The organism is Paenibacillus sp. Negev47 (assembly GCF_058313655.1).
In genome coordinates this window covers 2,563,767-2,578,644 of record NZ_CM177754.1, presented here as the reverse complement: position 1 = coordinate 2,578,644, position 14,878 = coordinate 2,563,767, and the positions used below count along the sequence as shown (strand labels likewise).

The 14,878-nt window shown below is 43.7% G+C and carries 14 protein-coding genes; 1 reads left to right on the top strand and 13 read right to left on the bottom strand.

Annotated features, from left to right (window positions below; translation table 11 throughout):
* Nucleotides 1-79: 79 nt before the first annotated feature.
* The 5 genes from AC4G47_RS11885 to AC4G47_RS11865 form a co-directional block, all read right to left on the bottom strand.
* Nucleotides 80-781: a pseudouridine synthase gene (locus AC4G47_RS11885; protein WP_491106127.1), complete on the bottom strand. Its 702-nt coding sequence runs from the start codon at nt 779-781 to the stop codon at nt 80-82.
* Nucleotides 782-1,281: 500 nt separating this feature from the next.
* Entirely contained in the window at nt 1,282-1,464 is a 183-nt protein-coding gene (locus AC4G47_RS11880) for a YjfB family protein (protein ID WP_336764538.1), read from the bottom strand.
* 137 nt (nt 1,465-1,601) lie between these two features.
* Nucleotides 1,602-2,456, bottom strand: coding sequence for a Cof-type HAD-IIB family hydrolase (locus tag AC4G47_RS11875; protein WP_491106126.1), 855 nt, complete (start codon nt 2,454-2,456; stop codon nt 1,602-1,604).
* Nucleotides 2,457-2,510: 54 nt separating this feature from the next.
* Nucleotides 2,511-2,891 (bottom strand): SMI1/KNR4 family protein, encoded by a 381-nt coding sequence (locus tag AC4G47_RS11870; protein WP_491106687.1) that lies wholly within the window; start codon nt 2,889-2,891, stop codon nt 2,511-2,513.
* On the bottom strand, nt 2,866-3,393 hold the full coding sequence (locus AC4G47_RS11865; protein ID WP_491106125.1) for a GNAT family N-acetyltransferase: 528 nt from the start codon (nt 3,391-3,393) through the stop codon (nt 2,866-2,868). Before AC4G47_RS11865 ends, AC4G47_RS11870 begins: the two co-directional genes overlap by 26 nt.
* Before the next feature lie 210 nt (nt 3,394-3,603).
* On the opposite strand from AC4G47_RS11865, the gene AC4G47_RS11860 reads away from it, so the two are divergent.
* Nucleotides 3,604-4,761 carry a S8 family peptidase gene (locus AC4G47_RS11860; RefSeq protein ID WP_491106124.1) on the top strand — a complete coding sequence of 386 codons (1,158 nt, stop codon included), beginning with the start codon at nt 3,604-3,606 and terminating at the stop codon, nt 4,759-4,761.
* A gap of 120 nt (nt 4,762-4,881) precedes the next feature.
* Here the strand turns inward: AC4G47_RS11860 and AC4G47_RS11855 are convergent, their stop codons facing one another.
* The 8 genes from AC4G47_RS11855 to AC4G47_RS11820 all read right to left on the bottom strand — a co-directional run bounded on the left by AC4G47_RS11855 (nt 4,882) and on the right by AC4G47_RS11820 (nt 14,746).
* Entirely contained in the window at nt 4,882-5,280 is a 399-nt protein-coding gene (locus AC4G47_RS11855; protein ID WP_491106123.1) for a RidA family protein, read from the bottom strand.
* A 313-nt stretch (nt 5,281-5,593) separates the two neighbouring features.
* Nucleotides 5,594-7,036 carry a 6-phospho-beta-glucosidase gene (locus AC4G47_RS11850; protein WP_491106122.1) on the bottom strand — a complete coding sequence of 481 codons (1,443 nt, stop codon included), beginning with the start codon at nt 7,034-7,036 and terminating at the stop codon, nt 5,594-5,596.
* Nucleotides 7,037-7,068: 32 nt separating this feature from the next.
* On the bottom strand, nt 7,069-8,982 hold the full coding sequence (locus tag AC4G47_RS11845) for a beta-glucoside-specific PTS transporter subunit IIABC (protein ID WP_491106121.1): 1,914 nt from the start codon (nt 8,980-8,982) through the stop codon (nt 7,069-7,071).
* A 416-nt stretch (nt 8,983-9,398) separates the two neighbouring features.
* Complete coding sequence (locus tag AC4G47_RS11840; protein WP_491106120.1) at nt 9,399-11,339, bottom strand: beta-glucoside-specific PTS transporter subunit IIABC; 1,941 nt, start codon at nt 11,337-11,339, stop codon at nt 9,399-9,401.
* Nucleotides 11,340-11,506: 167 nt separating this feature from the next.
* Nucleotides 11,507-12,346, bottom strand: a complete 840-nt coding sequence (gene licT, locus AC4G47_RS11835) for a BglG family transcription antiterminator LicT (RefSeq protein WP_491106119.1) — start codon at nt 12,344-12,346, stop codon at nt 11,507-11,509.
* A gap of 223 nt (nt 12,347-12,569) precedes the next feature.
* Nucleotides 12,570-12,875, bottom strand: a complete 306-nt coding sequence (locus AC4G47_RS11830) for a hypothetical protein (protein WP_491106118.1) — start codon at nt 12,873-12,875, stop codon at nt 12,570-12,572.
* A gap of 40 nt (nt 12,876-12,915) precedes the next feature.
* Nucleotides 12,916-13,491: a DEAD/DEAH box helicase family protein gene (locus tag AC4G47_RS11825; protein ID WP_491106117.1), complete on the bottom strand. Its 576-nt coding sequence runs from the start codon at nt 13,489-13,491 to the stop codon at nt 12,916-12,918.
* A 166-nt stretch (nt 13,492-13,657) separates the two neighbouring features.
* On the bottom strand, nt 13,658-14,746 hold the full coding sequence (locus AC4G47_RS11820; RefSeq protein ID WP_458122949.1) for an acyltransferase: 1,089 nt from the start codon (nt 14,744-14,746) through the stop codon (nt 13,658-13,660).
* Between the last annotated feature and the right edge of the window lie 132 nt (nt 14,747-14,878).

The window sequence follows — 14,878 nt, the reverse complement described above, 5'->3', positions numbered from 1 at the left end:
GGGGTTAGTGTCTGATTCTTTTTTTATGTTATAAACGTTCATTGTGTCTGAACACCGTTGCGTTGACATGCAGCAGAACTCATTTTATCTCATGTAATTGAGACAGCAGAATCTCCAGTTCCTCTTGTTCCAGATGACGCCACTGCCCCCGCTCCAGTTGATCTAGCGTAATATTCATAATTCGGACGCGCTCCAGTTTCAACACGCGATACCCCAAGGCTTTGCACATTCTGCGGATCTGCAGGTTGAGACCCTGTGTCAAAATAATACGAAATACGTCTTCACTTTGCCTATACACTTCGCAGGGCTTGGTCACCACGTCCAGAATTTCAACTCCTTCGGACATGGACTGTACAAATTCGTCCGTTATGGGTTTATCTACAGTCACTACATATTCTTTATCATGATTGTGCTCTGAACGCATCATCTTGTTCACAATCCCTCCGTCATTCGTTAGCAAAATCAACCCTTCAGATGCCTTATCCAGCCTGCCTATCGCAAATATGCGAGAAGGATAATTCATATATTTGATGATATTCCCCTCTACGTGTTCTGCTGCAGTGCAGACAATACCGATGGGTTTATTTAGAGCAATATATACAGGTTCGCTCTCATTATGAGGAATTTCCTTGCCATCAATGCGTACCACATCGTGTGGTTCAACATCCGCCCCTTTTTCACATACTCTGCCATTGATCGTTATGCGTCCAGCTGCAATTAATCGGTTCGTTTCCCTGCGGGAGCAGAATCCCGTTTCACTTATGTATTTGTTAATTAACATTGTTCCACCGCTTCTCATCTATAGTATTGCCACTGGTTCTTTAAGTGCTGGTACGTTCATTCGCTTCGTACAACGAGTTAGTACCTTGTACTGATTTTCATTCCACATCATCTCACTTATAATGTAACGAAGCAATGGATTGTTAACCGAAAGTACGAGAAAAGAAGGCGTTTTCCATGTACCACGTGACTCAAATTACAGTTAATTCTGATCATCCGAACCAGAATTAGGGTCCCGCCTCTGCTAAAGCGCCATTGGATGGACTATTTTTCGTACAGACTGCTTAGTATCTACACCTTAGGTTAAATGATTCAGTTGCAATAGAGCTCGGTTCATGCCCATCTGATTTTTTTCTTGGCAGGAGTTCGCTCTCAGCCCTTCCCTGTTTAGCCGTGAGATTGAAAAATAAACAGCCCAAACGGCCTCAATTCGTTAGAATTGGAGCTGTTTGAGCTTTGCTTGCTGCAATGTTTACACAAGAATGCATCCTTCTAATCTGCCTATACTGAAATATCCAGACTGCCACCCAGATTAGGGTGAGGAGCAGGTACTGACTTCAACATTTCCGCCATCTGCTGACCTTGCTGCTGCGCCATGTCTTTTGTAATTGACATCACTTGCAAACTGGCTGATTGCACTACTGAAGCTTGGCTCATCGCCATTGATAAAGCTGCAATATCCATGTTCTGCACTCCTTTCACTTTCTGATCACATAGGTGTACTTAATATATATCGGACAGAGATGAGCAAATGTTGAAGAAATTACACAACTCTGCTAATTTTTACGCAAACTTCATGGAGTCTACTCGTTTACTTACCCCTAAATCAAACCATACTTCACAAAACTATGATACAATCCATCTTCCTCAACGGTTCCAGTAATATCATCCGCAATGGCTTTCAGACCTGGCTTCGCGTTGCCCATGGCAATTCCGACGTTACAAAATTCCAACATCTCTGCATCATTCATACCATCGCCGATGGCGAATGTGTCTTCCTGGGACATGTCTAGATGCTCCAACAGATCTGCAATCGCAACGGCTTTGTGAATACCAGGGATCATCAGTTCACCGCTTCCTTCACCAAAGATCGGCACGGTGCATTGAATGACTTCGAACTTACCTGTAAACTCCTGCTTAATTCGGTCGAACGGGATAACTGAGCTCTCCAGGAAACATACTTTGTTCACGTCATCCTTGTACAGATCGGCCTCTCCATACGTTAATCCGGCAATAAACGGGTGCGGCTTCAGTTCCTTCTTCTCTCTGGCTACAGGGTCATTCTCCACATCACCGTAGATGCGGCGTTCCAGATGAGACTGCAGATTGCTACTCGCATACAATGCCGAATTGGATTCAAGGTAGAAGTCAATGCCGTGTTCATTGAAGAAATCGACCATATGGCGAACATCTTCCGCTGTTACCCTTTTGTGATAAAGCACGTCCTTGCCAAATTCCACATAGCCTCCACCTGCACCAATCAGACCGTCAAATCCGACATCCCAGATGGAATCATAGATCTCTGCCTTGGAGCGGCCTGTACACAAATATAGTAGATGTCCATTCTCCCTCGCCTGTTTGCAAGCCTTCTGTGCTGACAACGGAATGTTTCCGTCATCGTCAACCAATGTGCCATCAATATCAATAAAAACAATTTTCCGGTTCGTTTCTTGCATCTGTTTATGCCCCCATCATGTATCTCATATACGTCTATGTTGTTTAATACAAATTTACCGATTCCGAGGTGTTCGCTGATCAATCAATTTCTCCAAAAATCCGGCAAAAGAATCCGCGTATACTTCAGGTTCCCCATTAAAGTAATCCAAGCGCATCACTTTGTACTCCCCAAGGTAATCAGCCGTCCGCGTATCAAAATAGTAATATTCATCCTCGTCCGGTACAAACAGCGCAAGCTTCCCTTCCTTCTTCGCGTCTTCATCCGTAAGTCGGTATATATACAAAATGTCAGTGTCCGTATACTCTCGGTGTTCTGGAGACGTAATGGTCAGAATTTCTGTTCCGCTTAACATCGCTTCACCATAATTCAGAAGCCACCAGCGATAGGAAGGAGGTAACGGAAAGCAGTCACTTACGTGCCAACTTGTCCATATGTACCGTCTGCCAGTTATCGTCCTGCTCGGTAATAATCGTGTAGCCCTGACGTTTCCAGAAATCCACGGCCCCTGGCAAGAAGCGATGGGTATGCAAATACAGCGTCGTATAGTGCATATCCTTCACCACGTTCTCCAGTTCGTTCACCAGCATCGAACCAATACCGAACCTACGATACGCGGGATCTACATAACATTTTACTATTTCGGCAGCCGATTGAGCTGCATATCGACCTTGCACGGCTTCAATACGTCCATCATATGGCAACATCCCAATAGAACCGACGATGTTCACATCCCCCACCATTGCAACGAGAAAGATCGCATCGTCGGAGTCCAGATAGTGTTCTCTGAACTGCTCAAAGTCCACAGGTAATCTCGTATGATCCATCATGGGAAACACTTCTCTGCGTACACGCATGGCAAAATGAATCGCATCATGAATCTGATGTGCCTGAACAGGTGCTACTGTCGGTATCTGAAGTTGTGTCAAAAAATCCACGTTCCTTATCCTGTGTATTGAAAGCTGCCTTTCGGCCTTTCCTGATCTTGTTCCATGCCAGATCCGCTCTCTTCATTTCATCTTACCGAAATTACCTCGCCCAATCAATCTATCTACACTACTATCCAAATTGAAAGAGTGCCCGCGCAGTCTGATAGAGTTCGCATACGATAAGGCGTGTCATATTCTCTATTGGAGGGGGAAACGCTCATGTGGTTTTGGTTAGGTATTTTTGCTACCATCTTGCTAGCAATCGGGTACGTGTATCGTTATCTGGACCATCAGGCAGAGAGCCAGTTTCATCCTCACGCGCCAAACCAGCTCCTAATCAAATTCAAGGAAAATACAACCGAGGATGAGATGCACTCTTTGCACAAAAAAGGGAGATGTAAGGTCGCTGAGACCTATAAAGATTTAGGTTGGTACCGCATGGAATCCCGTAAAAAAATGCACAGAATGCTCAAACATTACAAAGATCATGAGCTAATTGAACATGCAGAGCCCAATTACCTCGTGGCGGCTTCGTTCACCCCTAATGATCCATTCTTTCCTTATCAGTATAATCTGTCAAAAATTAATGCACCGGCTGCATGGGACATTACGCAAAGCAACAGCTCTGTCAAAATCGCCATTATCGATACAGGTGTACAGCTGAACCATCCGGAATTGGCCTCCAAGCTCCTCCCCGGTTACGATTATGTTGATTATGATAACATTCCCGAGGATGGAAACGGCCACGGCACCCATGTAGCCGGGATTGCTGCCTCCGTCACCAACAACGGTGTGGGTATCGCAGGCGTTGCACCACTCGCATCCATCGTTCCGCTCCGTGTACTGGATAACAACGGGCAAGGAACGGTAGGCAATGTCGGTAACGGGCTTGTCTTCGCTGCCAATAATGGTGTTCAGGTTGTTAACCTGAGTCTGGGTGGACCGATGGGAGATGCTTTCCTTCAAGCTGCCGTACAGTATGCATGGGATCGTGGAGCCGTGATTATTGCTGCAGCCGGTAATGACAACACTTCTTTCCCCATCGTACCCGCATCTTATCCCAACGTAATTGCCGTCGCTTCTACCAATCCTTCCGATCTCAAATCCAATTTCTCCAACTACGGCTCTTGGGTGGACATGGCTGCACCGGGTGATACCATTCTGTCCACATTCCTAGGTGGTTCCTATGCCTATCTTAGCGGAACATCCATGGCTGCCCCTCATGTGGCTGGAGTGGCTGCACTTCTCGCTGCACGTGGGAAAACAAATGCTCAGATTCGGGATGCGCTGTGCTTCGCTTCTGATCCGGTATCCGGCTCCGGGATCTATTGGACGTATGGTCGACTGAATGCCTATCAGAGCTTGCAGGTACCATAATGCACCTACTCTCGATCATGATTGCATGGAGCGAGCATCCCCTTCTATTTTCCACAAATTAAAAAACCAAGGAACATCTATACGTTAGATGTCCTTGGTTTGGATGAAATGTATTCGATGTTAAACTTTTGCTGCCCAAAGCTCAATCTCAATTTTTATCTCTGGCAGACCCAACTCCGTAATATATCCAATCGTCATTGCAGGATAATCATTACTGAATAACTGTCCCCACTCGGCATAAAAGAAATCCCAATCGATTTTCTCGGTAGCCCATACGTTCACTTTGATAATATGTTCAGCATCTAAACGCTCAGATTCGAGCACTGTTTTAATATTGTTGAATGTATTAGTGACTTGCTCATTCAGACTGTCAGGAAAGCGTCCGCTAAGATCTGCTCCAATCTGACCCGAAGTTACAAATAGCTCTGCGTTCCTTGGGATTTTTGTAATATGCGTGTACTGTCCTACTGGAGCTGGCATATTGGATGGATTGGTTCTAGTAATTTTGTCGTTTTTCATTTTGATTACCTCGTCATTCCTAAGATTTTTCTGCGTTATTTCCTAGTTTCTTCCGATTTTGGGCAGACCTCACCCTTGGAAAAAATTCTAGAAAAAGACAGCAGTGGAGTATCCATATCCCGAAGATATAAACGCAAGCGATTTTTTCTTCATAATTGGATGCTCCCCCTTCTTAAGTGACAAGATTCTCTTGATTTATTTATTATATCTAATAGCTATATCATGGGTCAAATTTCATTCCCTTATAAACAAAGAGCAATCCCGTAATAACGAGACTGCTCTTTGTCTTTTCCATAACGTCGAACACCTTGTATCAGAAATATTGTACGCCATTACTCGCAATGACATCTTTGTACCAGTGAAAACTCTTCTTTTTCACCCTGCGAAGTGAGCCCGTGCCATCATTGTTTCTGTCTACATAGATATAACCATAACGTTTCTTCATCTCTCCGGTACCCGCACTGACCAGATCGATCGGCCCCCAACTTGTGTAACCCAGGAGCTCTACCCCGTCTTGAATCGCTTCAGCCATCTCGGCAAAATGACTATTTAAATATTCGATGCGATAGTCATCCTCTACGGAGTCGTTGTCAAGCAGTACATCTGTAGCGCCAAGTCCATTTTCTACAATAAACAAAGGTTTACCATAGCGGTCATGAAGCTGATTACATGTAATCCGGAGTCCTTTGGGATCAATGGTCCATCCCCACTCGGAAGCTTGCAGATAAGGGTTCTTTACCGAACCAAATACATTGCCTTCTGTCGAATCTTTCAAAATCTCAGGGTCTGTACTGGTGCACCGGCTTGCGTAATAGCTAAAACCGATATAATCGACCGTGTTCTGCATCAAGATATCTGCATCTTCCGGTTGCATGTCAATCCGAATGTCATTTTCTCTGAAAAATCTTTTCGTGTAACCCGGATATGCTCCCTTCGACTGCACGTCGATGAAGAAGAACGATTCACGATCTTTCTCCATGGCCTTCCACACGTCATCCGGGTTAGAGCTGTATGGATAGACCATTCCAGCGGCTAACATACAACCAATCTGTGCACCAGGAATGATCTCATGACAAGCCTTAACAGCAAGTGCACTCGCTACCAATTCATGATGTGCTGCCTGATACAGAACCTGTTCTTTATTTTCACCATCCTGAAGAACAATGCCCGCTCCAATATACGGAAGATGCAGCAACATATTGATTTCGTTAAATGTCATCCAATACTTCACTTTATTCTTGTATCGATTGAATAACGTTGTCGCATATTTCTCAAATAAACTGATCATTTTGCGATTTTTCCAACCGCCATACGTTTCCACCAGATGTACAGGTACATCGAAATGGCAGATCGTCACAACAGGTTCGATATTGTATTTTAACAACTCATCGAAGACATCATCATAAAATTGCAATCCTGCTTCGTTCGGCTCCACTTCATCGCCATTAGGGAAAATCCGTGCCCAGGCAATGGAAAGCCTGAGGCACTTGAATCCCATTTCTGCAAATAACGCAATATCTTCCTTATATCGATGATAGAAGTCAATGGCTTCATGTGAAGGATAGAATTCCCCCTCTTTTGGTACATACGAATCCAGATTACCCAGAGCAATATTCCATCGATTGGCACCAATCGGAATCAAATCTACGGTTGTTAACCCTTTCCCACCTTCCAGATAAGCACCTTCCAATTGATTCGCTGCGGTTGCTCCTCCCCAGAGAAAATTCTCCGGGAAGGCTGTCCACTTTTCATTCATTGAGGAGTTCCTCCTAACCTTTGTATTTTCAATTAGCTTAATACGGTAATCAATTTATCTTTCTCATGAACGGATGCGTCTTTGGTTCCTACAACGTCCAGGTAATTCGAAGTATTGGTGACAATGATCGGTGTAACCGTCTCATACCCTGCATCCTTAATGGCTTGCAGATCAAACTCAACAATCAGGTCACCGGCGTTAACGCGGTCTCCGTCTTTTACATGTGTTGTAAAATGTTGACCTTTCAGCTTCACCGTATCCTGTCCAATATGGATCAGCATCTCTACACCATCATCGCTGACAAGACCAATGGCATGTTTCGTACGATATACGGTTTGTACAATACCTGTAATTGGAGATACCACTCTACCACTGGTTGGACGAATTGCAATCCCTTTACCCATATGCTCTCCTGCAAACGTTACGTCATTAATTTCGTTCAGTGCAACGACTTCACCAGCCATTGGGCTGACGATTTCGTATCTGCTGTTCGGGTTTGGATCAAGTACAGGTGCTGGAGCTGGTGCAGCTTCTACTTTGTCTTTGAATCCAACCACGTACGTCAGAATGAAACCAAGGATGAACGCGATACCACATGCAACCAGAGCCATATAGAATCCTGAATCAACGCCTGTTGCTTTATTAATGAAGCTTGGGAAACCGAACACGCCCAGTCCACCAAAGATGTATAACTTCGAACCGGCCAATCCCAAGATACCGCCACCGATACCACCTGCAATACAGCTCATGATAAACGGTTTTTTCAGTGGAAGTGTCAAACCGTAGATGGCTGGCTCAGTTACACCGAAGATACCCGAGATAAATGCAGGAATACCTAATGATTTCAATTTCGTGTTTTTGGTTTTCAACATTACGGCAAGTACAGCACCTGTTTGAGCAAAGGAAGCGGCGAAAGACATCGCAACCACCGGGTCAGCTCCGGATGTGCTCAGGTTGAGAAGCATAACCGGCACGAGTCCCCAGTGAAGACCGAACAGTACAAACACTTGCCACAATCCACCAATAATCAAACCTGTAGCAACTGGACTTAAATCATAAATACCTGTTGCTCCTGCACCAATCAATTGGCCTGCCCAAGTGGATACTGGACCAATAAGAATGAATGTTGCCGGAACGATAACGAGCAAAGTAAAGAATGGAACAAGGAACGTGCTAACGACTTTAGGAATAATGTTTTTAAAGAATCTTTCAATTTTAACAGCGAAGAATGTAGCAATAATGATTGGAATAACCGATGTTGAATAGCTCATCAGAATAACCGGAATACCCAGGAACGTGATGTGAATCGGTGATTCAAACAATGTACCTGCAAACAGGGTGTACAGTGGATCTCCAGCAGTCAGACCGGACAGCGTAGGATAAACTAATGAAGCACCTATCGCCATACCCAGGAACGGTGAACCCCCAAATTTCTTGATTGCAGTGTAACCCAGGAAGATCGGGAAGAAGTAGAACAGACAGTCACCTGTTGCATTCAACAATTGGTACGTTCCGGAGGTGTCTGTAATCCATCCGAATGATAAAAACATGGCTGTGAAACCTTTGATCATACCCGTTGCAGCGAGCAAACCGAGTAGCGGTGTGAACACACCGGAGATCATGTCGATAAAGCGACTGAACAAGCTTACTTTTTTACCGGAGTTGTCCGCTTCCTCTTCAACTTGTCCTTCACTTGGGAAATTCCCTACTTTAACGACTGCTTTATATACATCCGGCACTTCATTGCCGATTACGACTTGATATTGTCCACCACTTTGCATGACGGTAATAACACCTGGCAGATTTTTAAGTTCTTCCGTTTTGGCTACGCTTTCATTTTTAAGTTTGAACCGCAGTCTTGTTACGCAATGGAATACACTGTTTACGTTCTCGCGACCACCTACACGTGACAGAATGTCCTTAGCCAATTGATCGTAGTTGCTCATTGTAATTCTCCCTCTCTAAGTAGACTCCCCATGACTTTTGAAACAAATAAAACCTGAACCACTGAACATACACAACATACCGGATCGTCCGGAAATCAGTCGTGTTATTCAGCAATTCAGGTTTTGCCCTTAACGGTTGCAACCCTGTAAGGCTGTACACATTGGTATTTAATTATTTTGATAAAGAAAGTAAGTTGCATTCCATATCCTCTGAACTGAGGAAGGTCGGCATTGCCTGATTGAACAGTTACAATCCGATTGATGTATGCGCTTACTTCTTGAACTCATCATAGTACATCCGAACTACATTTGCAACACTTATTTTTGAAATATTACAAAATATATCGAAGCTACAGGAAATGAAAAAAAGGGACAACTTCGAATGAATCGAAGTTGTCCCTGCACCTGAAACAGAATTAGCCAATAACGGTAATCAATTTATCTTTCTCCTGCACTTTTAGTTCTGTCGTTGCAACCACGTCCAGATAATCTGCGGTATTCGTTACAATAATTGGAGTTACGGTCTCATATCCCGCCTCGATAATAGCCTGCAGATCGAATTCAACGATCAGGTCGCCAACACTCACACGATCTCCGTCTTTCACATGTGCAGTGAAATGCTGACCTTTGAGCTGTACCGTATCCTGACCAATATGGATCAGAATCTCTACACCTTGATCATCTACAAGTCCAATCGCATGTTTGGTACGGTAAATCGTCTGTACCACACCATTAATCGGGGATACAACTCTCCCACTGGTTGGACGAATAGCCATCCCTTTACCCATATGCTCACCAGCGAATGTGGCATCATTAATTTCTTGCAGCGGAACCACATCACCCGTCATCGGGCTGGAAATTTCGTAACGATTATTTGGATTAGGCTCAAGTGCAGCCTTCTCTTCTTTCACCGGCTCTGGAGTCTGTTTGGCAGCCTCTGGATTAGCAGGATCTTTGAACCCGAAAACATACACGAGAACAAAACCTAATACAAAAGCAATGATTGTCGCAATCATGGCCATCCAGAATTGATAGTTAATACCTTCTGTCGGACTAATCAGCGCCGGAACACCGAAGATACCGGAAGCAAACACAAACATTTTGGAGCCTGCGAATCCAATAATACCTCCAGCTGCTGCAGAAGCTATACAGCTCATAATGAACGGTTTCTTCAATGGCAATGTAATACCATAAATAGCTGGCTCAGTTACCCCAAAGATCCCGGACACGAAGGCAGGAACACCCAGTGATTTGAGTTTAGTGTTTTTTGTTTTAAGCATGACGCCAAGAACAGTACCAATCTGAGCAAAGGAAGCAGCAAACATCATTGCCAGAATCGGATCTGCTTTCAGCGTGGACAAATTGAGCAACATGATTGGTACGATTCCCCAGTGTAATCCGAAGATGACCAATACTTGCCACAATCCACCAACAACAATTCCGGTTACCAATGGACTCAAGTCATAGATTCCCGATACGCCGGCACCAATCAACTGACTTGCCCATGTCGCTATTGGACCAATCAATAGGAATGTTACTGGTACAACAATCAGAATCGTAAAGAATGGCGTGAGGAACGTTCTCACAACAGACGGAATGATCTTTTTGAAGAAAGCTTCTACTTTTGCTCCGAAATAAGCAGCAATAATAATCGGAATTACGGATGAGGAATAGCTCATCAAGATAACAGGAATACCCAGGAACGTGATATGAATCGGTGACTCAAACAACGTGCCTGCAAACAGCGTATATAACGGCTCTCCACCGCTAAGGCCGGTTAAAGCCGGATATACCAGCGATGCTCCGATGGCCATCCCCAGGAATGGAGATCCACCAAATTTTTTCATTGCGGTGTAACCCAAGAAGATTGGGAAGAAGTAGAACAGGCAGTCTCCTGCAGCATTCAACAATTGATATGTTCCTGAAGCTGGGTCCAGCCATTCGAGAGAAGTAAACATGGACAGGAATCCTTTGATCATCCCTGTTGCAGCAAGCAAGCCTAGAATTGGTGTAAATACACCTGAGATCAAGTCAATAAACCGACCCAGAAGACTTTCTTTTTTACCGGAAGATTCAGACTCATCATCACTTGAGACCGGTTCATCCGCATTCATATTGCCAACCTGTAGCAAGGCTTTATACACATCAGACACTTCGTTACCAACGACAACCTGGTATTGCCCCCCGCTTTGCATGATCGTTATGACTCCGGGCAGATTTTTGAGGTCGTCTGTTTTTGCATTACTATCATTTTTTAATTTGAAACGAAGTCTGGTCGCGCAGTGCACCACGCTGTTAATGTTCTGTTTCCCACCAACGCCAGACAGAATATCTTTGGCTAATTGCTCGTGTTTCATGAAGTTATTTCTTCCTTTCTGAATCAACACGGATTCGAAGATATTGGAGAGAATAAAAAAACCTGAACATCTGAATATACGGAACAGCCGGTTAACGGTCATGTTCTGTCATTCAATCGTTCAGGTTTTGCCCTAGTGGTTGCAACCCTGCAAGCTGATCTATGGGATTATTCAGAAGTTGCATTCACAACTCTCTCAATATGAATCGTTAAGTACATCATTTCTTCGTCAGTTAGTTGATACGTGTAGTTGCTTTCGATGAATTTCTTGATTTTCTCCGAGCACTTATGCGCTGCTGGATACTTTTTCTGAATCATCAGGAACAGTTCATCGTCGTTGTTGCTCTTGTAATGTTTCCCCTTCACCAAACGTTGGGCGAAAAACTTCAAATGCGTCACAAAGCGATAGAATGTCAGTGAGTTCTCATCAAAATCAATCTTGAAATGATACTTGATGATCGTCAAGATTTCCTGCATGACCTGCGTCATGCTCTTGATGTTGGGCATTTCCTCGTTCAAAGCTGCATTTACAAAGTGAAGTGCCATAAAACCGGCTTCGTCCTCGGGCAAGATCACACCAAACTGATCACAGATCATGTTGAGCGCTTCCATTCCGACTTCGTATTCCTCTTTGTATAACTGCTTTGTCTCCCAGATTAACCCGTTGCGTATGGGCAGATTCTTGCGATACCGCTCAATGGCAAAGTGAATATGATCTGTGAGATGCAAGTAAATGCTCTCATTCAGTTTCTTGCCAAGTTTTAATTTGGCATAAGCGATGATTTCCTCGGATACTTTCATGTATTCCAGAGGGATGCTTGAGATTAATGCCTTGAAGTTTTCCTGAATATCTTCATTCTGTAAAGTAAATATCTTGTCGATATGCTGCTCGGAAACTATATCACCCGCCCGCTTCTGATAAGCAATCCCACGGCCAATGATAATAACTTCCTGCTCGTCATTCATTGCAACTACAGCATTATTGTTCAGCACCTTCTCGATTTTCACTTTATCACTCCAATATACAGAAAAAGACAAACCAATCCCTTTTCTCAAGGTATACGGCTTTGCCTGATTCAACAGTTACAACCCGATATGTTGTACGCGCTTCCCTCATAATATTACAAAATTCTACACAGTGCAACAAAAAGTTATATCGAATTAGCATGACTCCCGATCTAGGTAAATATACTCACAGGAGTGAGTAAATCAAGAATTATTTTACAGGGATTCACGGTTTATTGTTTTTGCTGTCTTTCTCCAGTTCCACTTCGATTCTTCGATTAATCATGTCCATTTCTTTTGAACTCAATCGATCAACTTGAGTATATTCTTTATCAAGCTCGTACTCCTTCGCCTCATTTTTGTTCATTAGGCCCAGGTGATTTTTGATATCACGGATATCTTCACGCATATGCATCGTCTGGCGGTACTGGTCCACGACGAGTGCGAAAACAATCCCCCCCGCCACAATCGAACCGAATGGGAACAGATAACATAGAACAAGTCCTATGAGCAAAAATATAACAAAATACATGTGTGATGCCCCTCTCCTATAAAGTATCAACTCTGCTACGTTAGACGTTTTTCAGATACAAATTGAAACGTTGCTGGATCAGCTTTGCCACCTCGTCCGGGCTCTTGTGTGTGTTATTAATCCGTATGTAGTGCTCATGCATGATTTCCCCCGGTTCCGAATTCAATCGATAATGCTTCATCGTATTAAGCAAATCTCGCTCAGACCACGCGATGTCACGCTTTGTTGGCTTATGTAACAGGCGATGCGGACTTTTATTGCGCTCCAGTCTTTCCGATGCATCAGCTTCCAGTTCCACATAACAGACCTGTCCTCCATTAGATTCGAATAACTGGCTGATCTGACGAATGTACTCTCCGTCTTTCGCCAAATCAAACGCCCACACAAATGTGAAAATCAAACCCGGCAGGTCACTCTTCGCCACTTCTTCAAAAATCTCCTGACGGAAGAGACTCACCAGTCTTTTGCCTTGCGGTGTACCGTAACTGAAATATGGAGTTACCAGTTCAATCGTCATATGGTTATGAAACAATTTCAGATTCGTTATCTTCTCCAGTTCTTGTCCAACCGTCATTTTGCCCACAGCCTGCGGACCAAAAATAATCACAAATTTCATTCGATCACTCCTGACCAAGGTGATATTCATTCCATTAATTGAATTTTATGGACATTAGAATCTATGATACCTTCTTTAGGTCAAATAAAAAAGAGGTTTCAAGTGATCCCCTCAACACTAAAGGGCTTGAAATCTCTTATCTTAACTTGTATATGTTTATTCTAACTTAACGTCCAATCAGTACCCATCCCCACTTCATCCGGCGCAATCCAATTGCGAACACCCATGAAATTAGAAGCGCCACAACATAAGAACATATGATGCCCAGACTGAAATGTTGAGCCAGTTCATCTGTGAATTCACGCCTCCAGAAGAGCAACACAAGTGGGTGCATTAAAAATACACCGAACGCAACTGTACCCAGGGAGTCCAGAACACGGGTAGCTTTACGAACCTCGATATGTTTTCCTGTACCGATTCGTTCACTGAAGATCAGCAGGAGCAGACAGGCTGACAGAGTAAACAGATTTCGGAACAGGAACAGCACCGTATAGACTACAACTGGGTAAGCAGCGAAAGCGGTTTTGATATAAGCATTACCATATATATAAATGGCACCTCCGCTCAACAATGCAGCTATAAGCACATAACGGTGCGTATACAGTTTCTGCAATGCCCACTCAAAGTTCAACCCAATCCATGCGCCAAATCCGATCACGATCAGGTAACTGGGTAACAAACTGCCTGTTCGTTCAAAGTGAAACTGCAAGTGCAATACGTAGAATATGGCCTGAGCCGCAATAAAGAATAATGGCAAGTACCGATTAAACAAACGATGACGTGTAAGTGACAGAAGCAATGGAAAAACGATATAAAACTGAAGGATAATTAGAAAAAAGTACAAATGCGTATGGGCCGTTCCCATCACTAATTGTTTGGCAAACTGAACACCATGTGTCAGAGGTTCTTTACCAGCAAGCAGCTGTTTGATGGCAAAATAGATAAGAGACCATACGACATAGGGTACGAATACATAGAATAATCGTTTCTTATAAAATGCTTGCATCCAGCCCTTCTCATACTTCTTGGAACTGTAATTGTAGAACAATACCAGAGAGGACAGGAACAGAAATGCTGGAACAGCAAATTGGAGAAACGTGTTCCAGAAGTAATACACATCATGATCTAGCGTATGCTTGGGATAATGCGCAACGGCCGTTGAAGTAGCATGGATGGCTACAACTGCCATAATGGCAAAAGCACGATAGAGATCCAGATACATAATACGCCGGGGCCGATTAACCGGTTGATTCATACAATAACCTCACTTATGCCTGATATGGGACGATAGTTTCCGGCCGCAATCCAGATTCTATGCTTTATTTTAATCAGCACGCGAGGGTAATACAATCATAATGCATATTATTTTCGTTATATTACATCATTA

What these genes read in the sequence shown, in the direction of transcription:
- AC4G47_RS11825 (WP_491106117.1), bottom strand. Translation starts at nt 13,491, where the DNA reads ATGAAATTTGTGATTATTTTTGGTCCGCAGGCTGTGGGCAAAATGACG.
- AC4G47_RS11845 (WP_491106121.1), bottom strand. Translation starts at nt 8,982, where the DNA reads ATGAGCAACTACGATCAATTGGCTAAGGACATTCTGTCACGTGTAGGT.
- AC4G47_RS11830 (WP_491106118.1), bottom strand. Translation starts at nt 12,875, where the DNA reads ATGTATTTTGTTATATTTTTGCTCATAGGACTTGTTCTATGTTATCTG.
- AC4G47_RS11850 (WP_491106122.1), bottom strand. Translation starts at nt 7,036, where the DNA reads ATGAATGAAAAGTGGACAGCCTTCCCGGAGAATTTTCTCTGGGGAGGA.
- AC4G47_RS11840 (WP_491106120.1), bottom strand. Translation starts at nt 11,339, where the DNA reads ATGAAACACGAGCAATTAGCCAAAGATATTCTGTCTGGCGTTGGTGGG.
- AC4G47_RS11860 (WP_491106124.1), top strand. Translation starts at nt 3,604, where the DNA reads ATGTGGTTTTGGTTAGGTATTTTTGCTACCATCTTGCTAGCAATCGGG.
- AC4G47_RS11880 (WP_336764538.1), bottom strand. Translation starts at nt 1,464, where the DNA reads ATGGATATTGCAGCTTTATCAATGGCGATGAGCCAAGCTTCAGTAGTG.
- AC4G47_RS11855 (WP_491106123.1), bottom strand. Translation starts at nt 5,280, where the DNA reads ATGAAAAACGACAAAATTACTAGAACCAATCCATCCAATATGCCAGCT.
- AC4G47_RS11885 (WP_491106127.1), bottom strand. Translation starts at nt 781, where the DNA reads ATGTTAATTAACAAATACATAAGTGAAACGGGATTCTGCTCCCGCAGG.
- AC4G47_RS11875 (WP_491106126.1), bottom strand. Translation starts at nt 2,456, where the DNA reads ATGCAAGAAACGAACCGGAAAATTGTTTTTATTGATATTGATGGCACA.
- AC4G47_RS11820 (WP_458122949.1), bottom strand. Translation starts at nt 14,746, where the DNA reads ATGAATCAACCGGTTAATCGGCCCCGGCGTATTATGTATCTGGATCTC.